At 63.5% G+C, this 24123-nt stretch carries 26 protein-coding genes and 1 other RNA gene; 19 read left to right on the top strand and 8 right to left on the bottom strand.

Translation table 11 applies throughout. From position 1 onward, the window contains the following. Positions 1–16: 16 nt before the first annotated feature. Entirely contained in the window at positions 17–454 is a 438-nt protein-coding gene (locus IAE34_RS10005) for a YhcB family protein (protein ID WP_200138782.1), read from the bottom strand. A gap of 135 nt (positions 455–589) precedes the next feature. On the opposite strand from IAE34_RS10005, the gene IAE34_RS10000 reads away from it, so the two are divergent. The 3 genes from IAE34_RS10000 (at position 590) to zapE (ending at position 3780) form a co-directional block, all read left to right on the top strand. Then, positions 590–1225 carry an alpha/beta hydrolase gene (locus IAE34_RS10000; RefSeq protein WP_200138781.1) on the top strand — a complete coding sequence of 212 codons (636 nt, stop codon included), beginning with the start codon at positions 590–592 and terminating at the stop codon, positions 1223–1225. 25 nt (positions 1226–1250) lie between these two features. Next, positions 1251–2600 carry a tryptophan--tRNA ligase gene (locus IAE34_RS09995; protein WP_200138780.1) on the top strand — a complete coding sequence of 450 codons (1350 nt, stop codon included), beginning with the start codon at positions 1251–1253 and terminating at the stop codon, positions 2598–2600. Between the two features lie 85 nt (positions 2601–2685). Next, complete coding sequence (gene zapE / locus IAE34_RS09990; protein WP_200138779.1) at positions 2686–3780, top strand: cell division protein ZapE; 1095 nt, start codon at positions 2686–2688, stop codon at positions 3778–3780. A gap of 86 nt (positions 3781–3866) precedes the next feature. Here zapE and IAE34_RS09985 read toward each other — a convergent pair whose 3' ends face one another. Together IAE34_RS09985 and IAE34_RS09980 are read right to left on the bottom strand one after the other, a co-directional pair. Then, positions 3867–4763 (bottom strand): GlxA family transcriptional regulator, encoded by an 897-nt coding sequence (locus IAE34_RS09985; protein ID WP_200138944.1) that lies wholly within the window; start codon positions 4761–4763, stop codon positions 3867–3869. 259 nt (positions 4764–5022) lie between these two features. After that, complete coding sequence (locus IAE34_RS09980) at positions 5023–6063, bottom strand: NADP(H)-dependent aldo-keto reductase (protein ID WP_200138778.1); 1041 nt, start codon at positions 6061–6063, stop codon at positions 5023–5025. A 261-nt stretch (positions 6064–6324) separates the two neighbouring features. Between IAE34_RS09980 and rplM the strand changes: the two genes are divergently transcribed. From rplM to IAE34_RS09945, 7 genes are all read left to right on the top strand, one after another. Further along, positions 6325–6753 carry a 50S ribosomal protein L13 gene (gene rplM, locus IAE34_RS09975; RefSeq protein WP_029612130.1) on the top strand — a complete coding sequence of 143 codons (429 nt, stop codon included), beginning with the start codon at positions 6325–6327 and terminating at the stop codon, positions 6751–6753. Positions 6754–6767: 14 nt separating this feature from the next. Continuing rightward, a complete protein-coding gene (gene rpsI / locus IAE34_RS09970; RefSeq protein ID WP_029612131.1) occupies positions 6768–7160 on the top strand; it encodes a 30S ribosomal protein S9 in 393 nt (130 codons plus the stop codon). A gap of 260 nt (positions 7161–7420) precedes the next feature. Further along, positions 7421–8014 carry a ubiquinol-cytochrome c reductase iron-sulfur subunit gene (gene petA, locus IAE34_RS09965; RefSeq protein ID WP_200138777.1) on the top strand — a complete coding sequence of 198 codons (594 nt, stop codon included), beginning with the start codon at positions 7421–7423 and terminating at the stop codon, positions 8012–8014. Further along, positions 8014–9225 (top strand): cytochrome b, encoded by a 1212-nt coding sequence (locus IAE34_RS09960; protein WP_200138776.1) that lies wholly within the window; start codon positions 8014–8016, stop codon positions 9223–9225. The genes petA and IAE34_RS09960 overlap by 1 nt, the downstream gene beginning before the upstream one ends. After that, positions 9225–10004: a cytochrome c1 gene (locus IAE34_RS09955; protein ID WP_200138775.1), complete on the top strand. Its 780-nt coding sequence runs from the start codon at positions 9225–9227 to the stop codon at positions 10002–10004. Before IAE34_RS09960 ends, IAE34_RS09955 begins: the two co-directional genes overlap by 1 nt. A 122-nt stretch (positions 10005–10126) precedes the next feature. Continuing rightward, on the top strand, positions 10127–10750 hold the full coding sequence (locus IAE34_RS09950) for a glutathione S-transferase N-terminal domain-containing protein (protein WP_200138774.1): 624 nt from the start codon (positions 10127–10129) through the stop codon (positions 10748–10750). Between the two features lie 10 nt (positions 10751–10760). Then, complete coding sequence (locus IAE34_RS09945) at positions 10761–11195, top strand: ClpXP protease specificity-enhancing factor (protein WP_200138773.1); 435 nt, start codon at positions 10761–10763, stop codon at positions 11193–11195. A gap of 46 nt (positions 11196–11241) precedes the next feature. Here IAE34_RS09945 and IAE34_RS09940 read toward each other — a convergent pair whose 3' ends face one another. The 5 genes from IAE34_RS09940 to IAE34_RS09920 all read right to left on the bottom strand — a co-directional run bounded on the left by IAE34_RS09940 (position 11242) and on the right by IAE34_RS09920 (position 14973). Beyond that, positions 11242–11460: a YgdI/YgdR family lipoprotein gene (locus tag IAE34_RS09940; RefSeq protein WP_029612136.1), complete on the bottom strand. Its 219-nt coding sequence runs from the start codon at positions 11458–11460 to the stop codon at positions 11242–11244. A gap of 67 nt (positions 11461–11527) precedes the next feature. Next, positions 11528–12106, bottom strand: coding sequence for a BON domain-containing protein (locus IAE34_RS09935; protein WP_200138772.1), 579 nt, complete (start codon positions 12104–12106; stop codon positions 11528–11530). Then, positions 12103–12696: a phosphoheptose isomerase gene (locus IAE34_RS09930; protein WP_200138771.1), complete on the bottom strand. Its 594-nt coding sequence runs from the start codon at positions 12694–12696 to the stop codon at positions 12103–12105. Before IAE34_RS09930 ends, IAE34_RS09935 begins: the two co-directional genes overlap by 4 nt. An 88-nt stretch (positions 12697–12784) precedes the next feature. Beyond that, positions 12785–13156 carry a YraN family protein gene (locus tag IAE34_RS09925; RefSeq protein ID WP_200138770.1) on the bottom strand — a complete coding sequence of 124 codons (372 nt, stop codon included), beginning with the start codon at positions 13154–13156 and terminating at the stop codon, positions 12785–12787. Continuing rightward, on the bottom strand, positions 13156–14973 hold the full coding sequence (locus tag IAE34_RS09920) for a penicillin-binding protein activator (RefSeq protein WP_200138769.1): 1818 nt from the start codon (positions 14971–14973) through the stop codon (positions 13156–13158). Before IAE34_RS09920 ends, IAE34_RS09925 begins: the two co-directional genes overlap by 1 nt. Before the next feature lie 187 nt (positions 14974–15160). Between IAE34_RS09920 and rsmI the strand changes: the two genes are divergently transcribed. The 9 genes from rsmI (at position 15161) to mraY (ending at position 24121) form a co-directional block, all read left to right on the top strand. Beyond that, positions 15161–16036 (top strand): 16S rRNA (cytidine(1402)-2'-O)-methyltransferase, encoded by an 876-nt coding sequence (gene rsmI / locus IAE34_RS09915; protein WP_200138768.1) that lies wholly within the window; start codon positions 15161–15163, stop codon positions 16034–16036. Positions 16037–16103: 67 nt separating this feature from the next. Next, positions 16104–16464, top strand: an RNA gene (rnpB, locus tag IAE34_RS09910) — RNase P RNA component class A. Positions 16465–16772: 308 nt separating this feature from the next. Beyond that, a complete protein-coding gene (mraZ, locus tag IAE34_RS09905; protein WP_200138767.1) occupies positions 16773–17228 on the top strand; it encodes a division/cell wall cluster transcriptional repressor MraZ in 456 nt (151 codons plus the stop codon). Then, on the top strand, positions 17225–18172 hold the full coding sequence (rsmH, locus tag IAE34_RS09900; RefSeq protein WP_442793214.1) for a 16S rRNA (cytosine(1402)-N(4))-methyltransferase RsmH: 948 nt from the start codon (positions 17225–17227) through the stop codon (positions 18170–18172). Before mraZ ends, rsmH begins: the two co-directional genes overlap by 4 nt. Further along, the gene (ftsL, locus tag IAE34_RS09895; protein ID WP_200138766.1) at positions 18169–18462 is read left to right on the top strand and encodes a cell division protein FtsL; all 294 of its coding nucleotides are present in this window, start codon (positions 18169–18171) and stop codon (positions 18460–18462) included. The genes rsmH and ftsL overlap by 4 nt, the downstream gene beginning before the upstream one ends. After that, on the top strand, positions 18462–20192 hold the full coding sequence (locus IAE34_RS09890) for a peptidoglycan D,D-transpeptidase FtsI family protein (protein WP_200138942.1): 1731 nt from the start codon (positions 18462–18464) through the stop codon (positions 20190–20192). The genes ftsL and IAE34_RS09890 overlap by 1 nt, the downstream gene beginning before the upstream one ends. Then, on the top strand, positions 20189–21679 hold the full coding sequence (locus IAE34_RS09885) for a UDP-N-acetylmuramoyl-L-alanyl-D-glutamate--2,6-diaminopimelate ligase (RefSeq protein ID WP_442793216.1): 1491 nt from the start codon (positions 20189–20191) through the stop codon (positions 21677–21679). The genes IAE34_RS09890 and IAE34_RS09885 overlap by 4 nt, the downstream gene beginning before the upstream one ends. Then, entirely contained in the window at positions 21672–23039 is a 1368-nt protein-coding gene (locus tag IAE34_RS09880) for a UDP-N-acetylmuramoyl-tripeptide--D-alanyl-D-alanine ligase (RefSeq protein ID WP_200138764.1), read from the top strand. Before IAE34_RS09885 ends, IAE34_RS09880 begins: the two co-directional genes overlap by 8 nt. After that, positions 23039–24121, top strand: a complete 1083-nt coding sequence (mraY, locus tag IAE34_RS09875; protein WP_200138763.1) for a phospho-N-acetylmuramoyl-pentapeptide-transferase — start codon at positions 23039–23041, stop codon at positions 24119–24121. The genes IAE34_RS09880 and mraY overlap by 1 nt, the downstream gene beginning before the upstream one ends. The last annotated feature ends 2 nt before the right edge of the window (positions 24122–24123 follow it).

Below are 24123 nucleotides of genomic sequence, written 5' to 3'. Positions count from 1 at the left end.
TTCGCTGAGTGGTGACTCAGCGCTTCAAGCCATAGCTCTCGTCGAGCATGCCCGGCGAGTTGGGTGCCTTGGGCGCATAGTCGCGCGGCACTTCGGCCGTGTCCCGAGGGGGCGTCAGGCGATCGCGCGGACCATGGCCGGCCTCCGAGTGCAGCGAGGCCAGCAGGCGCTGACGGGTCAGCTCGTCCAGGGCCAGGCGGTTGGCACCGTCGGCCAGGTGGTCCTGCACGTCCTGGTAGCTCTGGGTCAGCTTCTTGACCAGTGAAGCGGTGCTGTTGAAGTGGGTCACCACTTCGTTCTGGTAATTGTCGAAACGCTGCTGGATGTCGTCCAACTGGCGTTGCGTGCTGTTGGGGGCCGCATGGGGAAGCAGGCGGGCCAGGGCGAAACCGACGACCACACCGACGACCAGTGCCAGGGTCGGCAGCAACCAAACAAGGAGCGAGTGTTCCACGAGTCCTTCCTCTATAAACGGCTTTGCTTTACGTTAACGGCTCAGACCTGCGCTGTATACCGCGAGCGATCGCAAATCAGAACAGAATTCCCCTCCTAGACGAATCGACCTTTGCCAAGGTCACGGAGTAGCACCGTGCTTGTCCGCGAAACCCCCTTGTTCATCGACGGTCCCGAAGGCCCGCTGGAGGCCTTGTACCTGGACGTGGCCGACGCCCGCGGCGCCGTGCTGATCTGCCACCCCAACCCGGTCCAGGGCGGCACCATGCTCAACAAGGTGGTCTCGACCCTGCAACGCACGGCGCGCGATGCCGGCTACGTGACGCTGCGCTTCAACTACCGTGGCGTGGGTCAGAGCGCGGGCAGTCACGACATGGGGGCGGGCGAGGTGGCCGATGCCCAGGCCGCGGCCGCCTGGCTGCGCGAGCGTCATCCGCCGCTTGCCCTGACCCTGCTGGGGTTCTCCTTCGGCGGCTTCGTCGCCGCGAGCCTGGCCGGACGTCTCGAGGCCGACGGCGCGCCACTGGCGCAGCTGTTCATGGTGGCGCCCGCAGTCATGCGCCTGACCGAGCAGTTCCCGCTGCCTGAGCACTGCGCGCTGACCGTCATCCAGCCCGACAGCGACGAGGTGGTCGAGCCTGACCTGGTCTACGAATGGTCCGACGCACTGGCGCGCCCCCATGAGCTGCTGAAAGTGGCAGAATGCGGACACTTCTTCCATGGCAAGCTGACCGATCTGAAGGATCTGCTGCTGCCGCGTCTTTCGAACTGAGCCTAGCCTGAACAAGCGATCACCCATGACCACGCGCATTCTCACCGGTATCACCACCACCGGCACCCCGCACCTGGGCAACTACGCCGGCGCCATCCGTCCGGCCATCCTCGCCAGCCAGCAGCCCGGCGCCGACTCGTTCTATTTCCTGGCCGACTATCACGCCCTGATCAAGTGCGACGATCCGCTGCGCATCCAGCGTTCGCGTCTGGAAATCGCCGCCACCTGGCTGGCGGGCGGCCTGGACCCCGACAAGGTCACGTTCTATCGCCAGTCCGATATCCCGGAAATCCCCGAGCTCACCTGGCTGCTGACCTGCGTCGCCGCCAAGGGCCTGCTCAACCGCGCCCATGCCTACAAGGCCTCGGTGGACAAGAACCTTGAAAATGGCGAAGACCCGGATGCCGGCGTCTCCATGGGCCTGTACAGCTATCCGGTGCTGATGGCGGCCGACATCCTCATGTTCAACGCGCACAAGGTGCCGGTCGGTCGCGACCAGATCCAGCACGTGGAGATGGCGCGTGACATTGGCCAGCGCTTCAATCACCTGTTCGGCCAGGGCAAGGAGTTCTTCGTCATGCCCGAGGCGCTGATCGAGGAAAGCGTGGCCACCCTGCCGGGCCTGGATGGCCGCAAGATGTCCAAGAGCTACGACAACACCATCCCGCTGTTCACCAGCGCCAAGGACATGAAGGACGCCATTTCGCGCATCGTCACCGATTCGCGCGCGCCCGGCGAAGCGAAAGACCCGGACAACGCGCACCTGTTCACCTTGTACCAGGCCTTCGCCAGCGCCGCCCAGGCCAGCGAGTTCCGCGATGAACTGCGCCAGGGCCTGGGCTGGGGTGAAGCGAAGAACCGTCTGTTCCAGCTGCTCGACGCGCAGCTGGCGGAAAAACGCGAGCACTACCACCAGCTGATCGCCCGTCCGGCCGACCTGGAAGACATTCTCCTGGCCGGCGCGGCCAAGGCTCGCAAGATCGCCACGCCGTTCCTCGAGCAACTGCGCGAATCGGTCGGCCTGCGTTCGTTCCGCACCCGCGTGCAGGCAGGGGCCGAGGTCAAGAAGAAGGTCGCCAAGAGCGCACGCTTCGTCAGTTTCCGCGAAGAAGACGGCAGCTTCCGCTTCCGTCTGTTGGCGGCCGACGGCGAGCAGTTGCTGCTGTCCAAGCGCTTCGCCGACGGCAAGAGCGCCGGCGCCGTGAGCAAGCAGTTGCAGCAGGGCGGCGAGTTCGACGTGCGCACCGAGGGCCTGGGCTACTCGCTGTGGCTGGCCGACGAACCGGTGGCCGAGGGGCCGCAGGCTGCCGACCAACAGGCCCGTGACGCCGCCCTCGAGCGTCTGCGCGAAGCGCTGGCGCCACAGGTCGACTGAGTCAATACGCCGCAACGCCAATTGCCAATATGCGGGCCGCTCGCTACAGTGACGGCCCGCTTTTTGTTGCCTCGCTAACGAAATCATGACGCCCCTAGAACGATATCAAGCAGATCTCAAACGCCCCGACTTCTTCCATGACGCGGCGCAGGAAACGGCTGTGCGTCACTTGCAGCGCCTGTACGACGACCTGATCGCGGCGCACGACAACAAGCCGGGCCTGCTCGGCAAGCTGTTCGGCAAGAAAGACCAGACCCCGGTCAAGGGCCTGTATTTCTGGGGTGGGGTAGGGCGCGGCAAGACCTACCTGGTCGACACCTTCTTCGAGGCGCTACCGTTCAAGGAGAAGATGCGCACCCACTTCCACCGCTTCATGAAGCGTGTGCACGAGGAAATGAAGACGCTCAAGGGCGAGAAGAACCCGCTCACGCTCATCGCCAAGCGCTTTTCCCAGGAAGCCCGGGTGATCTGCTTCGACGAGTTCTTCGTTTCCGACATCACTGACGCCATGATTCTCGGCACGCTGATGGAAGAGCTGTTCAGGAATGGTGTCACCTTGGTGGCCACCTCCAACATCGTGCCGGACGGCTTGTACAAGGATGGCCTGCAACGCGCACGCTTCCTGCCGGCCATCGCCATGATCAAGCAGTACACCGAGGTGGTGAACGTCGACAGCGGCGTCGACTACCGTCTGCGCCATCTGGAGCAGGCCGAACTGTTCCACTTCCCGCTCAACGAGGCGGCCGAGCAGAGCATGCGCGCCAGCTTCAAGGCGCTCACCCCCGAGTGCACCCAGGCCGTCGAGAACGACGTGCTGATCATCGAGAACCGCGAGATCCACGCCCTGCGCACCTGCGACGATGTCGCCTGGTTCGATTTCCGCGCGCTGTGCGATGGCCCGCGCAGCCAGAACGACTACATCGAGCTGGGCAAGATCTTCCATGCCGTGCTGCTGAGCAACGTCGAGCAGATGGGCGTCACCACCGATGACATCGCCCGGCGCTTCATCAACATGGTCGACGAATTCTACGATCGCAACGTCAAGCTGATCATCTCGGCCGAAGTCGAGCTCAAGGACCTGTACACCGGTGGGCGCCTGAGTTTCGAGTTCCAGCGCACCCTCAGCCGCCTGCTGGAGATGCAGTCCCACGAGTTCCTGTCACGCGCGCACAAGCCCTGAAGCCAGCTGCCAGCAATTGGCGGCAAGCCACAAGGGGCGAGCCCGGGCCGGAGCGATTCGGTCCTGGCGCTTGCCAGTGCCGGCCTTCAGGCTTCCTGCATGAATTGCTGCCGATACTGGTTCGGTGACAATTCGGTGTGCTGGCGGAACAGGCGGGCGAAGAAGCTCGCATCGTCGTAACCCACTTCGTAGCTGATCGTCTTGATGCTCTTGCGGGTGCTCGACAGAAGGCCCTTGGCGGTTTCGATGCGCAGGCGCTGCAAGTAGTGCAGTGGCTTGTCGCCGGTCGCGCCCTGGAAGCGGCGCATGAAGTTGCGAATGCTCATGCCGTGGTTGCGCGCCACGTCCTCGAAGCGGAACTTGTCGGCGAAGTGCTCTTCCAGCCAGTGCTGCACCTGCAGGATGATCAGGTCCTGGTGCAGTTTCTGGCCGCCGAAGCCCATGCGCCCCGGGGTGTAGCTGCGCTGCACCTCGTAGAGGATGTCGCGGGCCACCGCACGGGCCACGTTCGCCCCGCAGAAACGCTCGATCAAGTAGATGTACAGGTCGCAGGCCGAGGTGGTGCCGCCGGCGCAGTACAGGTTGTCGGCATCGGTCAGGTGCTTGTCCTGGTTCAGGCGGATACCGGGAAAACGCTCGGCGAAACTGCTGAAGAAGCGCCAGTAGGTGGTCGCCTCCTTGCCTTCGAGCAGGCCGGATTCGGCCAGCCAGAACACGCCGCTGGCTTCGCCGCACAGCACCGCCCCACGGGCATGCTGCTCACGCAACCAGGGCAGCACCTGCGGATAGCGCGCCAGCAGGATGTCGAAGTCTTCCCAGAACGCCGGAAGAATGATCACGTCGGCGTCGCCCAGCGCGCCGTCGACCGGCAGTTGCACGTCGCTGAAGCTGTCCACGGGCTGGCCGTCCGGGCTCACCAGGTGGATATCGAACATCGGTTGCAGGCCCAGGCCCATCTGCTTTGCGTAGCGCAAGCTGGCCAGGTGGAAGAAGTCCTTGGCCTGCATTAGTGTCGAAGCGAACACCTTGTCGATGGCCAGGATACAGACGCGCCGCAACGACGTCGGGGGTTGGGTAAAGATCATTGTCGTTGTTCTTATAGGGGAAAGTGGTCAATCACCGGCTGGATCGTCTTATTTTTTCAAGGGTGTGTCCAGCCCAATGACGGTGGCGCCCCTTGCGCGCGAATCCGCCCGGTTCAGGGGCGGGTTCCTGCGCGTGGGCGCCGGCGCGCCCTCAGCCTCAAGGCGCCGGATTGGGCTGCTGCTGGTGAATGGCATCGATCGCCGCCAGCAGCTCATCGCCCAGCACCAGGTCGGCGCTGGCCAGGTTGGTCTGCAACTGCTTCAGGTCGGTCGCGCCAATGATGTTGCTGGTCACGAACGGCTGGGCGGTGACGAACGCCAGGGCCATCTGCGCCGGATCCAGCCCATGCTCGCGCGCCAGCTGCACGTAGCGGCTGCAGGCGGCCAGGGTCTCGGGCTTGGCGTAGCGGGTGAAACGGTCGAACAGGGTCAGGCGCGCCTTCTCCGGGCGAGCGCCGTTTTCGTATTTGCCCGAGAGCATGCCGAAGGCCAGTGGCGAGTAGGCGAGCAACCCGCATCGTTCGCGGATCGCCACCTCGGCCAGCCCTACCTCGAAGGTGCGATTGAGCAAGTTGTACGGGTTCTGGATCGACACCGCCCGAGGCCAGCCGCGTGTCTCGGCCAGGTGCAGGAACTTCAGCGTGCCCCATGGCGTTTCGTTGGACAGCCCGACATGGCGAATCTTCCCGGCGCGGACCTGCTCGTCGAGCACCTCCAGGGTTTCCTCCAGCGGCGTGAACGACTCGTCGGCTCGATGCTGATAGCCCAGCTTGCCGAAGAAGTTGGTGGAGCGTTCGGGCCAGTGCAACTGATAGAGGTCGATCCGGTCGGTCTGCAAGCGCTCCAGGCTGGCATCCAGCGCAGCGACGATGTGCTGGCGGTTGTGCCTGAGCTGGCCGTCGCGGATATGGGTGATGCCATTGCCGGGCCCGGCGACCTTGCTGGCCAGGATCCAGTCGTCGCGATCGCCCTGGGCGCGAAACCAGTTGCCGATGATACGTTCGGTGGCCGCATAGGTTTGCGGGCGTGGTGGCACCGGGTACATTTCGGCGGTGTCGATGAAGTTGATGCCGGCGGCCTTGGCCATGCCGATCTGGGCGAAGGCCTCGTCCTGGGTGTTCTGCTCGCCCCAGGTCATGGTGCCCAGGCACAGGGCGCTGACGTCGAGGTCGGTACGGCCGAGCTTGCGGTAATGCATAGGGAAGGCTCTCTGCAGGTGAAATAAGCCATGAAAGCAGGTTGATATTCCTGGCGCAATCTGGATAATGACCACCCTCTCCGTAGGGCGGAAGTGATGCACCACCCTACCAGGAGGAACCCTGTCGAACATTGGACGCGCCGACCCGAGCCCCCACTTAGCGCCCAATGCGAGGCTGCGCGCTTGCCCTTGGCAAGTTGTGCACTATCCAGTAAGATTCGCCGTCTATTTTTCGCTGGGCGGCCTCTGAGGCTTTAGAGAATGAAAACTTTTACTGCTAAACCGGAAACAGTAAAGCGCGACTGGTACGTAGTTGACGCCGCTGGTCAGACCCTGGGTCGTCTGGCCACCGAAATCGCTCGTCGCCTGCGCGGCAAGCACAAGGCAGAGTACACCCCTCACGTTGACACCGGCGACTACATCGTCGTCATCAACGCCGAGCAAGTACGTGTCACTGGTGCCAAGTCTTCGGACAAGATGTACTACTCCCACTCCGGCTTCCCGGGCGGCATCAAGGAAATCAGCTTCGAGAAGCTGATCGACAAGGCCCCTGAGCGTGTCATCGAGACCGCGGTCAAAGGCATGCTGCCGAAGAACCCGCTGGGTCGCGACATGTACCGCAAGCTGAAAGTGTACGCGGGTGCTGCTCACCCTCACACTGCTCAGCAGCCTCAAGAACTGAAGATCTAACGGGATAGTTCATTATGTCGGCGACTCAAAATTACGGCACTGGCCGTCGCAAGACCGCAACCGCTCGCGTATTCCTGCGTCCGGGTACTGGTAACATCTCCATCAACAACCGTCCTCTGGACACCTTCTTCGGTCGCGAAACCGCCCGCATGGTCGTTCGCCAGCCGCTGGAGCTGACCGAGAGCACTCAGAAGTTCGACATCTACGTCACCGTCGCCGGTGGTGGTGTCAGCGGTCAAGCCGGTGCGATCCGCCACGGCATCACCCGCGCCCTGATGGAGTACGACGAAACCCTGCGTGGCGCCCTGCGTCGTGCTGGCTACGTCACCCGCGACGCTCGTGAAGTCGAGCGTAAGAAAGTGGGTCTGCGTAAAGCGCGTAAGCGTCCTCAGTACTCCAAGCGTTAATACCGCTTCGGCAGTCGAAAAAAGCCCGGTTCCCTGGAACCGGGCTTTTTTTTGCCCGCGATTCCTGCCGCCTGTGCCGGCTGGCGTTTGTCCCATAGACCCAGATCAAGCAAAGCGCCGGTAGTCGGTCCTGGCCGGGCCAATCACCTTGTCAGTGTGTGGTCTTGTTTCCTACCATTGCGACCAATTTTTAGCGCCGCAGACATTACTAATAGACGCCTGTACCAGCAGGCGAGAAAAAGCTGATGGGAGAGGATTCAATGAGCAATGACGGCGTCAACGCAGGCCGGCGCCGCTTCCTCGTCGCTGCCACGTCCGTGGTAGGGGCAGCAGGGGCGGTCGGGGCTGCGGTACCGTTCGTGGGGTCATGGTTCCCGAGCGCCAAGGCCAAGGCCGCCGGGGCGCCGGTGAAGGTGAACATCGCCAAGATCGAACCCGGGCAGCAGATGGTCGCCGAATGGCGCGGCCAGCCCGTGTTCATCGTGCGGCGAACGCCGGAGATCCTCGGTAATCTGCAGAAGGTCGTGGCAGAACTTGCCGATCCCCAGTCCAAGGATTCGGTACAGCCTGCCTATGTGGATCCCCAGATGCGCTCGATCAGGCCCGAGATCCTCATCCTCGTCGGCCTGTGCACCCACCTGGGCTGCTCACCGACCTACCGTCCCGAAGTGGCGCCCGTCGACCTCGGGCCGAAGTGGGTGGGTGGTTACTTCTGTCCCTGCCACGGCTCGCACTACGACCTCGCCGGGCGCGTGTACAAGTCGCAGCCGGCACCGCTCAACCTGCCAGTGCCGCCCCATGCTTACGAGTCGGACGACATCATCGTCATCGGCGTCGATCAGGAGAACGCATGATGAGCAAGTTCATGGAATGGGTGGATGCCCGTTTTCCCGCCACCAAGATGTGGGAAGAACACCTGAGCAAGTACTACGCACCGAAGAATTTCAACTTCCTGTACTTCTTCGGCTCCCTGGCATTGTTGGTGCTGGTCAACCAGATCGTCACCGGCGTGTGGCTGACCATGAGCTTCACGCCGTCGGCCGAAGAGGCCTTCGCGTCGGTCGAAAGCATCATGCGCGACGTCGAGTACGGTTGGATCCTGCGCTACCTGCACTCGACTGGCGCTTCGGCGTTCTTCATCGTGGTGTACCTGCACATGTTCCGTGGCCTGCTCTACGGCTCCTACCAGAAGCCGCGTGAGCTGGTCTGGCTGTTCGGCATGCTGATCTACCTGGCGCTGATGGCCGAGGCCTTCATGGGCTACCTGCTGCCGTGGGGGCAGATGTCGTACTGGGGGGCGCAGGTGATCATCTCGCTATTCGGCGCCATTCCGGTGATCGGTGATGACCTCACCCAGTGGATCCGCGGCGACTATCTGATCTCCGGGATCACCCTCAACCGCTTTTTCGCCCTGCACGTGGTGGCCCTGCCGATCGTCATCCTGGGACTGGTGGTGCTGCACATCCTGGCGCTGCATGAGGTGGGTTCGAACAACCCGGATGGCATCGACATCAAGAAATACAAGGACGAGAACGGTATTCCGCTCGACGGCATTCCTTTCCACCCGTACTACACCGTGAAAGATATCGTCGGGGTAGTGGTGTTCCTTTTCGTGTTCTGCTTCGTGGTGTTCTTCTTCCCGGAAATGGGTGGCTACTTCCTGGAAAAACCCAACTTCGAGCCGGCCAACGCCTTCAAGACACCTGAACACATCGCGCCGGTATGGTACTTCACCCCCTTCTACGCGATCCTGCGCGCGGTGCCCGACAAGTTGTTCGGGGTCATCGCCATGGGCGCTGCCATCGCCGTGCTGTTCGTGCTGCCCTGGCTCGACCGCAGCCCGGTACGCTCCATGCGCTACAAGGGCTGGTTGAGCAAACTGTTCCTGCTGATGTTCTGCGTCGCCTTCATCGTTCTTGGCGTACTCGGTGTGCTCGCACCGACGCCGGGGCGCACACTGCTGGCACAGATATGCACCGCCTTGTATTTCGCCTATTTCTTGCTGATGCCCTTCTACACACGGCTCGAGAACACCAAACCGGTTCCGCAAAGGGTGACTGGCTGATGAAAAAATTGATTGCAGTACTGTTCCTGGCGCTGCTGCCGGCCATCGCCCTGGCCTCGGATCACGGCGTGGAGTTGGACAAGGTCGAGGTCGACCTCACTGACAAGGCCGCGATGCAGGATGGGGCGCGGACCTTCGCCAACTATTGCATGGGCTGCCACAGCGCCAAGTACCAGCGCTACGAGCGGGTGGCCGACGACCTGGGCATCCCCCACGAGGTGATGATGCAGAACCTGGTGTTCACCGGTGCCAAGATCGGCGACCACATGAACATCGGCATGCGCCCGCAAGATGCCAAGGCCTGGTTCGGCGCCGCGCCACCGGATCTGACGCTGGTGGCCCGGGTGCGTGGCAACGACTGGCTCTACAGCTACCTGCGCAGCTTCTACCAGGATCCGTCGCGGCCCTACGGCGTGAACAACAAGGTTTTCCCCAATGTCGGCATGCCCAACGTGCTGGTCGGCCTGCAGGGCAATCAGGTGATCGGCTGCAAGCAGGTGCAGACCGTGACCGATGGCAAGAAGCAGTTCGACCCGCTGACCGGCACGCCGGTGACCCACGAAGACTGCGATCAGCTGACCGTGGAGCCGAAATCCGGTACCCTGACGGCCGAGCAGTTCGACGAGAAGGTCAAGAATCTGGTGACCTTCCTGGCCTATTCGGCCAACCCGGTCAAACTGGAGAGTCAGCGCATCGGTACCTATGTCCTGCTGTACCTGGCTTTCTTCTTCGTATTCGCCTATTTGCTCAAGCGCGAATACTGGAAGGACGTGCATTGATCACGCAGTAGTTGCGGGTAATCGAACGCGCCCTGGCGCGCTGCCATGCACAGGCAAGGCAGCATGCCAGGGCGCGTTCGCATTTTCAGTTTCACAAGCCTACCCCTGCGAGGAGCCGCTACATGGGCGCAACCAACAGGTTAGCCTGCTATTCCGATCCCGCTGATCACTATTGCCATCGCGTGCGGCTGGTGCTGGCCGAAAAAGGTGTGACTGCGCAGATCGTCGACGTCGCCGCCGATCGACTGCCGCCCAGGCTGGTGGAGGTCAACCCCTACGCCAGCGTGCCGACCCTGGTCGATCGAGACCTGGCGCTGTACGAGCCGACCGTGGTCATGGAGTACCTGGAAGAGCGTTATCCCCATCCGCCGCTGATGCCGGTCTACCCGGTGGCGCGGGGCAACAGCCGGCTGCTGATGCACCGCATTCAGCGCGACTGGTGCGCGCTGGCCGATGTGATCCTCGACCCACGAGCGAGCGAGGCCGCGCGCAGCGAGGCGCGTAAATCGCTGCGTGAAAGTCTTACCGGCGTGTCGCCGCTGTTCGGCGAGTTCGCCTGTTTCATGAGTGAGGAGCAAAGCCTGGTCGACTGCTGTCTACTGCCCATACTCTGGCGTTTGCCTGTACTGGGTATCGAATTGCCGCGGCAGGCCAAGCCGCTGCTCGACTACATGGAGCGACAGTTCGCCCGCGAGCCTTTCCAGGCGAGCCTGTCCGCTACCGAACGTGAAATGCGCAAGCTTTAAGGAGCCGTTGATGAACTCCAGTCGCCCCTATCTGGTAAGAGCACTGTACGAGTGGATCGTCGACAACGATTGCACCCCCCACATGCTGGTCAATGCCGAGTACCCGGCCGTCCAGGTACCGCAAGGTTTCGCCAGTGACGGTCAGATCGTGCTGAACATCTCGCCCAGCGCCGTGCGCAACCTGCACATGGACAATGATGCCGTGAGCTTCGAGGGGCGTTTCGGCGGCGTGGCCCACACTCTGCACGTGCCGAGCGGCGCGATCCTGGGTATCTACGCCCGTGAGAATGGCCAGGGCATGGTGTTCGAGCTGGAGCCTTCGCTGATCGAAGACGACGCCACCGAGCTGGACGATGGCCTGGAGCCTGATGACGACGGCTCGCCGCAAGGGGGTGGGCAGCCCCCGCGTCCCAGCGGCCGGCCAAGCCTGAAGGTGGTCAAGTAACGAAAAAGGCGATCCAAGTGGATCGCCTTTTTCATTCACACCAGGATCACAGGTCCTTGATGGTGCGGACCTGATCCTTGTTGATGCGGGTCGGCTTGCCATCGAGCTGCTTGAACTCGTAGAAGCCCGAATCGTCGTCGAACTTGGGCTTGTCGAGGGTCTGCAGTTCGCGACCGTCGTTGAGGGTGATCACGCTCGGGGTCGAGCAACCGGCCAGGGCGGCGAAACCAGCGATGGCGATGAGGGACAGCAGAGACTTCTTCATGGCGTTTCCTGAATGGTCAGAAGCGAGACGGTGTGGCGTGCGCACTCAGGTGCAGGCACCTGGGATGTCAGTCGATGTATTCGAACAACTTGACGATCTTCTGCACACCCGACACACCTTGTACCACATTGGTGGCCGCGTTGGCTTGCTGCTGGGTCACGAGGCCCAGCAGGTAGACGATACCGTTTTCGGTGATGACCTTGATGCGCGAGCTGGGCACGTTCTGGTCGCCGATCATCTGGGTCTTGATCTTGGTGGTCAGCCAGGCGTCGTTGTTGCGCGCCAGGATCGAAGAGGGCGGCATCACCTGCAATTCGTTGTGCACTTTCTTCACGCGCTGCACCTGACCGGCAGTCTGCTCGGCCAGGGTCTTGAGTTCGGCGCGCGGCACTTGTCCTGCCAGCAGCACGATACCGTTGTAGCTGCTGACGACGACGTGCGAGCCGTTGTCCAGGTCAGGGTTGGCCTTGGCCACGTTGACCGATACCTTGGTTTCGATCAGCGAGTCGTCGATCTTGCTGCCGAGGGTACGGGTGCCGCGGTCATCCTCGATGGGCGAATTGCGAGTCTCGTTGAGAACCGAGCTGCAGCCGGAGATACCGAGGCACAGGGTCAGGGCCATCAGGCCGAGGCGCTTGGGGATCATTCTTCACTCCCGAACAGTTGGCTGTCGATCAGATCGCACAGGCAATGGATCGCCAGCAGGTGGACTTCCTGGATACGCGCAGTGACCGTGGAGGGAACGCGGATTTCCACGTCCTCGGGCAGCAGCAGGGAAGCCATCCCGCCGCCGTCACGTCCGGTCAGTGCTACGACAATCATTTCGCGATCATGTGCCGCCTGGATCGCCTGGATCACGTTGGCCGAGTTGCCGCTGGTGGAGATCGCCAGCAGTACATCGCCTGGCTGGCCGAGGGCGCGGATCTGCTTGGAGAAGACTTCGTTGTAGCTGTAGTCATTGGCGATCGAGGTCAGCGTCGAGCTGTCGGTGGTCAAGGCGATGGCTGGCAGGCTCGGGCGCTCGCGCTCGAAGCGGTTGAGCAGCTCCGAGGAAAAGTGCTGGGCATCGCCCGCCGAGCCACCGTTGCCACAGGCGAGCATCTTGCCCTCGTTGAGCATCGCATTGACCATGACCAGGCTGGCCTGCTCGATGTACGGTGCCAGGATGTCCATTGCCTGTTGCTTGGTATCGATGCTGGCCTGGAACAGCCGGCGGATTCGGGATTGCATGTCCATCTGGTGTGACCTTAAGTGCGGCGGAGGCCTGCGCTACGCGCAACAGGGGCCGGCCCGCGAAACATAGAGCGAAGAAATCGGAATGGGTTCAGCATTCGAAGGCGTTTTTCAGCCACAGAAGCGGCCGACCTGCGTGATGACTGCCCTGCAATGCGACCACATCGAAGCGGCAGGGGCATTGGGCCCAGCGTGACTGTCGCTGCAGGAACAGGGTGGCGGCCAGGGCCAGGCGTTTCTGCTTGCGCCCGTCGATACTTTCCAGTGCGCCACCGTAGTCTGCGTGCAGGCGGTAGCGGACTTCGACGAATACTACTGTATCGGCGTCGAGCATGACCAGATCAAGCTCGCCTCCCTTGCACCGCCAGTTACGCTCGATCAGCGTCAGCCCCTGGCCCTGGAGATAGGCCAGGGCCTGGTTTTCAGCTGCTGCACCGGCGCTGGCCGGCGAAGCGTCGGGCATCAGCGCGGGGTGTCTGGCAGGCGCTTGACCTGGCCGCCGGAGAACTCCGCCCACGGCAGTTGCCGCTCTACACGCTGATTGGCATTGATGCTCAGGCTGCCGGACAGGCCTTGCAGGCGGTTGTCCGGCAGGGCCTTGAGCTGGCCCAGGCGTGGCGCGAGGTTGTAGGCGTCGACGCCCATGGCATAGAGGCGACCCAGGCTACCGCCTGCTTGAGGCCACTGCTGCACCACCTGCTGACGCAGGCTGTTGCTGGTATCCAGCAACCAGGGTGTTTCGCAGAAGCGGATGCCGTTCATGTCGTTGTACTGGTTGACGTCACCGCTGGCGCTGTACAGGTTGGAGGTGGCGTAGACCGGCACGTCGCCGGCGTATTGGAAGTTCAGCGTGGGCTTGATCTGTTGCGCCTGTTGCGGCGTGGCGGCCAGGAAGATGAAATCGATGTCCTGGCGACGCGAAGGCTGGGCGGCGATGTTGCCGCCTACCGTGCTTTGCAGGCTCTTGGCACGACCTTCGCTCTGGCGCAGCTGGAAGAGGTCGGCGATCTGCTGGGCCAGGGCGACCGGCTGGGCGATGCGCTCGGCGGCGAGCAGCGAGCCGCCGTTACCTTCCCAGTCCTGGCGGAAGGCTGCCAGCACGCGGTCGCCCCATTCGCCACTGGGCACCAGCGCCACGGCGCGCACCATGCCGTCTGCGCGGGCGCGACGGGCTACTTCCCGGGCCTCGTCCTCGGCGGCCAGGCCGAACTGGAAGAGCTGCGGTGCGGATTTCTGTCCGGCGTCGGCGTAGTTCAGCGCGAGCGTGGTGATGGGCAACTGTGGATAGTCGCCGAGTTTTTTCACCAGGGGCTTTTCCAGCGGGCCAATGACCAGCTGCGCGCCGGCCGCCTGGGCCTGGCGGTAGAAGTCGTCCAGGGAGGTCAGGCGCGAACTGTCGAACACCTGGATCGCTGGTACCGGCTGGCCGGACTGCTGAGCTTGCAGATGAGCGGCCATGAAACCATCACGCAATGCCCGAGCGACCCCGGCCAGAGGGCCTTCCTGGGGCAGCAGCAGGGCGATCTTGGTCAGCGGTTGGCTGGCCAGTTGCTTGAGCTTGACCAGGGCATCGGGCAGTTGCCTGGCCGCTGGATGATCGGGGTGCTGCTGGCGCCAGGTGTCGATCGCCGCCTGCTGCTGTTCCAGCGTGCCGGCACTTTTCACCGCCTGGGCCAGGCTGGTCCAGCCGGCCAGCGTCGCGTCGGTGCTCGGCTGCTGCAGCTGCTCGGCGGGCAACGAGGCGACCAGGGACCAGATGGCGTCATTGTTCTTCGCCGCCTGTTCGCCGCTCAGCAAGGGCGCCAGCAGGACGCGTTGCTGCGCCGCAGGCAGGGCCTGGCCATCGGCTTCCAGTGCGGCCGCGTGCACGCTGTAGGTGCGCACCTGTTGCGCCTCGGGCAGTTCGCCCACGTGCTGCAAGCTCGGATGGCTCAGCGCGGTCAGGGCTGCCTTGGGCTGGTTGCGGCTCATGGCCAGCTCGGCGCTCAGGGTACTGGCGAAGATCTGCTGGGCAGGCTTGAGGCCGTCCAGCGGTACTTGTTCGAGGATGCGTGCGGCGCGCGGGAAGTCCTTCTGGTGGTAGGCCAGGTCGGCGGCGCTCAGGCGCAGCAGGGCAGCGTCCTCGGCGGACTTGCTCGATGCGGCCTTCTCGAGCAGTTGCTCGATGCTGGCGTCCGGGGTGCGCGGCAGCTCGCCCAGGCTGGATGAGGGCGAGCTGGCGCAGGCTGCCAGCAAGGCAGCGAGACATAAGGCTGGGAGCAGCCGCAGGCAGGCGATCATGTAAGGGTCCTGTCACTCGATCAAGTTGGTGGGCGATTGTACCCAAGCGGTGGCCGGGGTGCGATGTCGCTGACGGAGAAGCTTCACTATAGGTCGCCTGGCGCGATCCGAGTTCGAAGTTGTTTGCGCGTTGTTACCCAGGCTCGCGTTACAATGGCGCCTTCGATTGGCAAGGCAGGTGTGCGCAGTGACGGATGTTGCAGGGGTTTCACAATCTACGGCGGGTACGCTCTATGTCGTGGCCACGCCCATCGGCAATCTCGACGACATGAGCGCGCGGGCGCTCAAGGTGCTGGCCGGGGTCGCGCTGATCGCCGCCGAAGATACCCGCCACTCCGTACGCCTGCTGCAGCATTTCGGCATCGACACGCCCCTGGCCGCCTGCCATGAGCACAACGAGCGCGACGAGGGCAGCCGCTTCATTACCCGGCTGCTGGCCGGCGACGACGTGGCGCTGGTGTCCGACGCCGGCACGCCGCTGATCTCCGACCCTGGCTATCACCTGGTGCGTCAGGCGCGCGCTGCCGGGGTCAGGGTCGTGCCAGTGCCGGGTGCCTGCGCGCTGATCGCAGCCCTGTCGGCGGCAGGGCTGCCCTCCGACCGCTTCATCTTCGAGGGCTTTCTTCCGGCCAAGACCGCCGGGCGACGGGCTCGGCTCGAGCAGGTGAAGGAGGAGCCGCGAACCCTGATCTTCTATGAAGCCCCGCACCGCATCCTGGAGTGCCTGCAGGACATGCAGGCGGTGTTCGGTGACGAGCGTCCGGCGCTGCTCGGGCGCGAGCTGACCAAGGCCTTCGAAACGCTCAAGGGGCTGCCACTGGGTGAGCTGCGCGAGTTCGTCGCCGCCGATCCCAATCAGCAGCGCGGCGAGTGCGTGGTGCTGGTGGCGGGCTGGACGGCGCCCGCGGGCGAGCAGGCTGTCAGCTCTGAAGCGCTACGCGTGCTGGACCTGCTGCTGGCGGAACTGCCACTCAAGCGTGCAGCGGCCCTGGCGGCTGAAATCACCGGGGTGCGTAAGAACATTCTTTATCAGGCAGCCCTGGATAAACAGAAAAACCACTAATGGCACCCTGATATTGTTGAACACGGTGCTTGTTCTCGGGCCCTCCTGCCGTTACCCTTGTCGGCGGAGAGTCGATCGGACAGTCGCTGCCTGCTTTTGTTCCGCAAAAGTTGGGGGGAGGAAAGTCCGGGCTCCGCAGGGCAGAGTGCCAGGTAACCCCTGGGAGGCGCGAGCCTACGGAAAGTGCCACAGAAAACAACCGCCTAAGCACTTCGGTGCCGGTAAGGGTGAAAAGGTGCGGTAAGAGCGCACCGCACGACTGGCAACAGTTCGTGGCTAGGTAAACCCCACTCGGAGCAAGACCAAATAGGGTTCCATACGGCGTGGCCCGCGTCGGAACCGGGTAGGTTGCTAGAGGCGTCCAGTGATGGCCGTCGTAGAGGAATGACTGTCCTCGACAAAACCCGGCTTACAGATCGACTCTCCACCTCCCTCCCTCTGCTGCAATCGATAGCAGATCTCACTTGGTAATGCCGAAAAGATCTTAATCTTCATAAATTACTTTAAGTTCACGCCCTATCCATTTGAGTGCGCGCGACTTTTTCCGTCAATTTAGTCCCGTGGCAGCCTTTCCCCCTTCCTTTGTTGCGCTAAATCTCGGTCCTGTAAGGGTTTTCCTTATGAACGTGCCTTGACGGTGCAGCGGGCGGATTCCTATAGTGTGCGCAAGTGGCAGAAAGTGGGATGAAGTGGGTTTTCTGTCTACAAAACGATAACATTGTGGGGAATCGCAGCCGTGTTTCGCGGAGCCAACGCCGTCAGCCTCGATGCCAAGGGCCGTCTCGCCATGCCGAGCCGGTACCGTGACGAGCTCGATTCGCGTTGCAACGGCCAGCTCATCGTGACCATCGACGCTGTAGATCCCTGCTTGTGCGTGTATCCGCTGGATGAATGGGAGCAGATAGAAGCCAAGCTGCGTGCCTTGCCCTCGTTGCGTGAAGAGAACCGTCGCCTGCAGCGTCTGCTGATCGGCAATGCGGTGGACCTGGAGCTCGATGGCAGCGGTCGCTTCCTGGTGCCGCCGCGCCTGCGCGAATACGCCCGGCTGGACAAGAAGGCGATGCTGGTGGGGCAACTGAACAAATTCCAGCTGTGGGACGAGGATGCCTGGAACGTGGTTTCGGCAGCCGACCTTGCAGCTATCCAACAACCGGGTGCCATGCCCGATGAACTGCGTGACCTGATCCTGTGACCATAGATAGCGGCTTCAACCACATCACCGTCCTGCTCGACGAAGCTGTCGAGGCGCTCGCCTTGCGCGCCGACGGTTGCTATCTGGACGGCACGTTCGGGCGCGGCGGTCACAGCCGCCTGATCCTCCAGAAGCTCGGGCCCCAGGGGCGGCTACTGGGCTTCGACAAGGACCCACAAGCGATTGCCACGGGGCAAGCGCTGGCGGCCGAAGACGGCCGCTTTGTCATTGTGCAGCGCAGCTTCGCCGAACTGGACGAGGAGGTTCGACGCCGCGACTTGCACGGCAAGGTCGCCGGCGTGCTGCTCGACCTGGGCGTTTCATCGCCCCAGCTGGACGATCCCGAACGCGGCTTCAGCTTCCTCAACGATGGCCCGCTGGACATGCGCATGAACCCTGAACAGGGCATCAGCGCAGCCGAATTCGTCGCCACCGCAGCTGAAGACGAGATCGCCCGGGTGTTCAAGGAATACGGTGAAGAGCGTTTCGCCAAGCGCATGGCGCGCGCGGTGGTGCTGCGTCGCGAACAGCAACCGTTCACGCGTACCGCCGACCTGGCCGAAGTGCTGAAGGTCGCCAACCCGGCCTGGGAAAAAGGCAAGAACCCCGCTACCCGTGCATTCCAGGGGTTGCGCATTCACGTCAACAACGAGCTGGGCGACCTCGAAGCGGGTCTGCAGGCTGCGCTCGAGGCCCTGGAGGTCGGTGGCCGCCTGGTGGTGATCAGCTTCCATTCCCTCGAAGACCGTATCGTCAAGCTGTTCATGCGCAAGCTGGTCAAGGGCGAAGCGGACAACCTGCCGCGCAACCTGCCGGTTCAGCACAAGGTCTTCGAACCGAAGATCCGCCTGATCGGCAAGGCGCAGTTCGCTTCCGAAGCCGAACTCAAGGCCAACCCGCGGGCGCGCAGCGCCGTGATGCGCGTGGCGGAGAAGTTGCGGTGAGTCGCCTGTTCGCCAAGCCGCTGCCCGGCGGCAGCTTCATCATGCTATTGCTGTTCATTGGCGTGCTGGGCTCGGCCATCGCCGTGTCCTATAGCGCACACTGGAACCGCCAGTTGCTCAACACCCTGTACAACGAGCTCAACGAGCGCGACAAGGCCCAGGCCGAGTGGGGCCGGCTGATTCTCGAGCAGAGCACCTGGACTGCCCACAGCCGTATCGAAAGCCTGGCCTCCGGCCAACTCAAGATGCGTGTGCCAAACGCCGACGAAGTGCGGATGGTGACGCCATGATGAAACTCGAGGGCGCACTGTATCCCTGGCGCTTCCGGGTCGTGGTCGGCTTGCTGGCGCTGATGGTCGGTGCCATCAGCTGGCGGATCATCGACCTGCAGGTGGTCGATCGTGACTTCCTCAAAGGGCAAGGCGATGCCCGCAGCCTGCGTCACATCCCTATTCCTGCTCACCGTGGCCTGATCACCGACCGCAATGGCGAGCCTCTGGCGGTGAGTACGCCGGTCACCACCCTGTGGGCGAACCCCAAGGAAATGCAGGCCTCCAAGGAGCGCTGGCCGCAGTTGGCCGCGGTGCTCGGACAGAACCCGCAGCAGTTGATCGAGCGCCTCACCCAGCAGGCCAACAAGGAATTCATCTACCTGGTCCGCGGCCTCACGCCCGAACAGGGCCAGCAGGTACTGGACCTGAAGGTGCCCGGCGTCTACGGGCTGGAGGAATTCCGCCGCTTCTATCCGGCCGGTGACGTCACCGCGCACATGGTCGGCTTCACCGACCTGGACGACCACGGTCGCGAGGGCGTGGAGCTGGCCTATGACGAATGGCTGGCCGGGGTGCCCGGCAAACGGCAGGTGATCAAGGACCGCCGCGGGCGACTGATCAAGGACATCCAGGTCACCAAGAACGCCAAGGCCGGCAAGACCTTGGCGTTGTCGATCGACCTGCGCCTGCAGTACCTGGCCACCCGCGAGCTGCGCAACGCCATCGCCGAGCAGGACGCCAAGGCCGGTAGCCTGGTGATCATGGACGTGAAGACCGGCGAAGTCCTGGCCATGGTCAACCAGCCTACCTACAACCCCAACAACCGCCGCAGCATGTTCCCGGCCGCCATGCGCAACCGGGCGATCATCGACGTGTTCGAGCCAGGTTCCACGGTCAAGCCGATTTCCATGAGCGCCGCACTGGAAAGCGGGCGCTGGAAACCTACCGACAAGGTAGAAGTGTATCCGGGCAGCCTGCAGATCGGTCGCTACACCATCAAGGACGTGTCCAAGAGCGAAGGGCCGATCCTCGACCTCACCGGTATCCTGATCAACTCCAGTAACGTCGGCATGAGCAAGATCGCCTTCGATATCGGCGGCGAAGCCATCTATCGGGTCATGTCGCAGGTCGGGCTCGGCCAGTACACCGGCCTGGGCTTTCCCGGCGAGCGCGTCGGCAACCTGCCCAACCACCGTGAGTGGCGCAAGGCCGAAACCGCGACGCTGTCCTATGGCTACGGCGTGTCGGTCACCGCCTTGCAACTGGTGCACGCCTACGCCGCGCTGGCCAACGACGGCAAGATGGTGCCGCTGTCGATCCTCAAGGTCGACAAGCAGCCCGAAACCGTCCAGGCCATCCCGCGCGACACGGCCAAGACCGTTCAAAGCATGTTGCAGCAAGTGATCGAAGCGCCCCGCGGCGTCTTCCGTGCCCAGGTGCCGTTCTACCACGTGGCCGGCAAGTCCGGTACCGCGCGCAAGGCCACGGTCGGCTCCAAGGGCTATACCGAGAACGCCTACCGCTCGCTGTTCGCCGGCTTCGGTCCGATGAGCGATCCACGCTACGCGATCGTGGTGGTCATCGACGAACCGGGCAAGGGCGGCTACTTCGGCGGTCTGGTCTCCGCGCCGGTGTTCAGCAAGGTCATGTCCGGCACTCTGCGGCTGATGAACGTGCCGCCAGACAATCTGCCGCCGGCCAATGCGCAGCAGGCCAGCGCAGCATCCGCCAAGGGAGGGCGCGGCTGATGACCATGCCATTGAGCAAACTGTTCGCCCACGCCAGCCGCGATCCGCTGATTCGTGAAATCACCCTGGACAGCCGCCGGGTGCGCCCGGGCGACCTGTTCCTGGCGGTGCCCGGCGCGCAGGTCGATGGGCGTGGCCACATCGCCGATGCACTGGCCCGTGGCGCGGCAGCCGTGGCCTACGAAGAGCAGGGCGCGACCGTGTTGCCGCTGACCGACGTGCCACTGATTCCGGTCAAGGGACTGATCGCGCAACTGTCCTCCATCGCCGGTCGCTTCTATGGCGAGCCGAGCCGACAGCTCGACCTGATCGGCGTGACGGGCACCAACGGCAAGACCAGCGTGACCCAGTTGCTGGCCCAGGCCCTGGACCTTCTGGGTCGGCGCTGTGGCCTGATCGGCACGCTGGGCACCGGTTTTCATGGCGAATTGCAGAGCGGCCGGCTGACCACGCCGGACCCGATCGCCGTGCAGTCGACCTTGAACGATCTCAAGCACGCCGGTGCCAAGGCGGTGGCCATGGAGGTGTCTTCCCACGCCCTCGAACAAGGCCGTGTCGCGGCCCTGGCATTCGACATCGCAGTCATGACCAACCTGTCCCGCGATCACCTGGACTATCACGGCAGCATGCAGGCTTACGAAGCGGCCAAGGCCAAGCTGTTCGCCTGGCCCGGGCTGCGCTGCCAGGTGGTCAACCTGGACGATGGGTTCGGTCGGCGACTGGCCGAAACCTATGCCCTGCGGCCGGCTGGCGATCATATCGAAACGCGTTTGCTCAGCTACAGCCTGGACGACCAGGATGCTTCGTTGTATTGCCGCGAGGCGCATTTCGATGATGAAGGCGTGCGTGCCATCCTGGTCACCGCACAAGGCGAGCGCACCCTGCGCAGCCGCCTGCTGGGCCGATTCAACCTGAGCAATGTGCTCGCTGCGGTCGCCGCGCTGATCGCCCTCGAATACCCGCTGGACGACATCCTCAAGGTGGTCCCGCAACTGCAAGGGCCGGTGGGTCGCATGCAGCGCCTTGGCGGTGGTGACAAGCCGCTGGTGGTGGTGGACTACGCCCATACCCCGGATGCCCTGGAGCAGGTGCTGCAAGCGCTGCGCCCCCACGTACAAGGTCGCCTGTTGTGCCTGTTCGGCTGTGGCGGTGATCGCGACCGTGGCAAGCGTCCGCTGATGGCCGAAGTGGCCGAGCGCCTGGCCGACGGGGTCTGGGTCACCGACGACAATCCGCGTAGCGAAGATCCGCTGCGCATTTTCGACGATATCCGCCCAGGCCTGGGCAATCCTGACCGCGTCGCGTTCGTCGCCGGCCGTGGCCAGGCCATTGCGCAACTGATCGCCACGGCTGCGGCCGACGACGTGATCGTGTTGGCCGGCAAGGGGCACGAGGATTATCAGGAAATCAACGGCGAGCGTCTGGCGTTCTCCGACCTGCTCGAAGCCGAAAAGGCGCTGTCCGCCTGGGAGGCTGCACATGCTTGAACCGATGACGCTCGATCAACTGACGACAACGCTGGACGCTCGCCTGGTCGGTGCCGACGCGACCTTCACCGGGGTCAGCATCGACAGCCGCAGCGTAGCGGCCGGACAATTGTTCGTGGCCCTGACCGGCCCGCGCTTCGATGGTCACGACTACCTGGCCGACGTACAGGCCAAGGGTGCGGTGGCTGCACTGGTGGAGCGCGAAGTGGCCGACAGCGATCTGCCGCAACTGCTGGTCGCCGACTGCCGGGTCGCCCTGGGCCAGCTCGGCGCGCTGAATCGCCGCGCGTTCGACAAGCCGGTGATCGCCATCACCGGCTCCAGCGGCAAGACCACGGTCAAGGAAATGCTCGCCTGCATCCTGCGCACGCGGGGGCCGGTACATGCCACCCGCGGCAACCTCAACAATGACCTGGGCGCGCCGCTGACCCTGCTGGAAATCGCGGCGCAGCACACGGCGGCGGTCATCGAGCTGGGCGCTTCGCGTCTCGGCGAGATTCGCTACACCGTGGGTCTCACCCGCCCCGACGTGGTCATTCTCAACAATGCAGGGACCGCCCATGTGGGCGAGTTCGGCGGGCCGGAAAAGATCGTCGAGGCCAAGGGCGAGATTCTCGAAGGCCTGGGCCAGGGCGGCGTCGCCGTGCTGAACCTGGACGACAAGGCGTTTCCGATCTGGCAGGCCCGTGCGGGCGATCATGCGGTACTGAGTTTCGCACCCGCCGATCGACGTGCCGATTTCCACGCCAGCGAAGTCGGACGCGATGAGCGCGGTTGCCCCTCGTTCACCCTGCATGGGCCGAGCGGCAGTGTCGCCGTGCAGTTGAATCTGCTGGGCGCGCACAACGTCGGCAATGCCCTGGCGGCGGCCGCCGCTGCCCATGCCGTGGGTATCAGCCTGCCGGGCATCGCGGCCGGGCTGGCAGCGGTGCAACCGGTCAAAGGCCGTTCCGTGGCGCAATTGGCCGCCAGCGGCGCCCGGGTGATCGACGACACCTACAACGCCAATCCCACCTCGGTGTGTGCGGCGATCGATATCCTCGCCGGTTTCGCCGGGCGTACCGTTTTGGTGCTCGGAGACATCGGCGAACTGGGCCAGTGGGCCGAGCAGGGGCACCGGCAGGTGGGCGAATACGCCCGCGGCAAGGTCGACGCCCTCTACGCCACCGGCAGCAACATGGCCCACGCGGTACAGGCCTTCGGCGGCAACGGTCGCCATTTCGCTACTCAAGCCGAGCTGATCGACGCCGTCCAGGTCGAGTCCACCGGCGATACCACTATCTTGATCAAGGGCTCGCGCAGCGCTGCGATGGAACATGTCGTGGCTGCACTGTGCGAGACCAGCGGGGAGAAACATTAATGCTGCTGCTGTTGGCCGAATATCTGCAACAGTTCTACAAGGGCTTCGCGGTCTTCCAGTACCTGTCCCTGCGCGGGATCCTCGGGGTGCTGACTGCGCTGTCCCTGGCGCTGTGGCTGGGGCCGTGGATGATTCGCACCTTGCAGGTTCGCCAGATCGGTCAGGCCGTGCGCAATGACGGTCCGCAATCGCACCTGTCCAAGTCCGGCACACCGACCATGGGCGGCGCGCTGATCCTTTCCGCCATCACCATCAGTACGCTGCTGTGGGCCGACCTGACCAATCGTTACGTCTGGGTGGTGATGATCGTCACCTTGCTGTTCGGGGCCATCGGCTGGGTCGACGACTACCGCAAGGTGATCGAAAAGAACTCGCGCGGCCTGCCCAGCCGCTGGAAATACTTCTGGCAGTCGGTGTTCGGCCTGGGCGCGGCGGTGTTCCTGTACATGACCGCGCCGACCAGTGTCGAGACCACGCTGATCGTGCCGTTCCTGAAGGACTTCACCATCCCGCTGGGCGTGGGCTTCGTGATCCTCACCTATTTCGTCATCGTCGGCTCCAGCAACGCCGTCAACCTCACCGACGGGCTCGACGGCCTGGCGATCATGCCCACGGTGATGGTCGGCGGTGCGCTGGGCATCTTCTGCTACCTGTCCGGCAACGTGAAGTTCGCCGAATACCTGTTGATTCCCTATGTACCCGGCTCGGGCGAACTGATCGTGTTCTGCGGTGCGCTGATCGGCGCCGGCCTGGGCTTTCTGTGGTTCAACACCTACCCGGCGCAGGTGTTCATGGGCGACGTCGGCGCACTGGCACTGGGTGCGGCGCTGGGCACCATCGCGGTCATCGTGCGCCAGGAGATCGTGCTGTTCATCATGGGCGGGGTGTTCGTCATGGAAACCCTGTCGGTGGTGATTCAGGTCGCCTCCTTCAAGCTGACCGGCAAGCGCGTGTTCCGCATGGCGCCGATCCATCACCACTTCGAACTCAAGGGCTGGCCCGAGCCGCGGGTGATCGTCCGCTTCTGGATCATCACCGTGATCCTGGTGCTGATCGGCCTTGCCACCCTGAAACTGAGGTAACG

Source organism: Pseudomonas sp. S30, assembly GCF_016518545.1.
Taxonomy (GTDB): Bacteria; Pseudomonadota; Gammaproteobacteria; order Pseudomonadales; family Pseudomonadaceae; genus Aquipseudomonas.
The sequence above is the reverse complement of the archived record's forward strand: the minus strand, read 5'-3'. Positions and strand labels throughout refer to the sequence as shown.

Bases quoted from the DNA above. Each gene is read 5' to 3' on its own strand.
- IAE34_RS09950 (WP_200138774.1), top strand. From the start codon at position 10,127: ATGGGCGCAACCAACAGGTTAGCCTGCTATTCCGATCCCGCTGATCAC.
- rpsI (WP_029612131.1), top strand. From the start codon at position 6,768: ATGTCGGCGACTCAAAATTACGGCACTGGCCGTCGCAAGACCGCAACC.
- IAE34_RS09890 (WP_200138942.1), top strand. From the start codon at position 18,462: ATGAAACTCGAGGGCGCACTGTATCCCTGGCGCTTCCGGGTCGTGGTC.
- IAE34_RS09940 (WP_029612136.1), bottom strand. From the start codon at position 11,460: ATGAAGAAGTCTCTGCTGTCCCTCATCGCCATCGCTGGTTTCGCCGCC.
- rplM (WP_029612130.1), top strand. From the start codon at position 6,325: ATGAAAACTTTTACTGCTAAACCGGAAACAGTAAAGCGCGACTGGTAC.
- zapE (WP_200138779.1), top strand. From the start codon at position 2,686: ATGACGCCCCTAGAACGATATCAAGCAGATCTCAAACGCCCCGACTTC.
- IAE34_RS09945 (WP_200138773.1), top strand. From the start codon at position 10,761: ATGAACTCCAGTCGCCCCTATCTGGTAAGAGCACTGTACGAGTGGATC.
- IAE34_RS09935 (WP_200138772.1), bottom strand. From the start codon at position 12,106: ATGATCCCCAAGCGCCTCGGCCTGATGGCCCTGACCCTGTGCCTCGGT.
- IAE34_RS09920 (WP_200138769.1), bottom strand. From the start codon at position 14,973: ATGATCGCCTGCCTGCGGCTGCTCCCAGCCTTATGTCTCGCTGCCTTG.
- IAE34_RS09925 (WP_200138770.1), bottom strand. From the start codon at position 13,156: ATGCCCGACGCTTCGCCGGCCAGCGCCGGTGCAGCAGCTGAAAACCAG.
- IAE34_RS09930 (WP_200138771.1), bottom strand. From the start codon at position 12,696: ATGGACATGCAATCCCGAATCCGCCGGCTGTTCCAGGCCAGCATCGAT.
- IAE34_RS09980 (WP_200138778.1), bottom strand. From the start codon at position 6,063: ATGCATTACCGCAAGCTCGGCCGTACCGACCTCGACGTCAGCGCCCTG.
- IAE34_RS09880 (WP_200138764.1), top strand. From the start codon at position 21,672: ATGCTTGAACCGATGACGCTCGATCAACTGACGACAACGCTGGACGCT.
- petA (WP_200138777.1), top strand. From the start codon at position 7,421: ATGAGCAATGACGGCGTCAACGCAGGCCGGCGCCGCTTCCTCGTCGCT.
- mraY (WP_200138763.1), top strand. From the start codon at position 23,039: ATGCTGCTGCTGTTGGCCGAATATCTGCAACAGTTCTACAAGGGCTTC.
- IAE34_RS09960 (WP_200138776.1), top strand. From the start codon at position 8,014: ATGAGCAAGTTCATGGAATGGGTGGATGCCCGTTTTCCCGCCACCAAG.
- IAE34_RS09995 (WP_200138780.1), top strand. From the start codon at position 1,251: ATGACCACGCGCATTCTCACCGGTATCACCACCACCGGCACCCCGCAC.
- IAE34_RS09955 (WP_200138775.1), top strand. From the start codon at position 9,225: ATGAAAAAATTGATTGCAGTACTGTTCCTGGCGCTGCTGCCGGCCATC.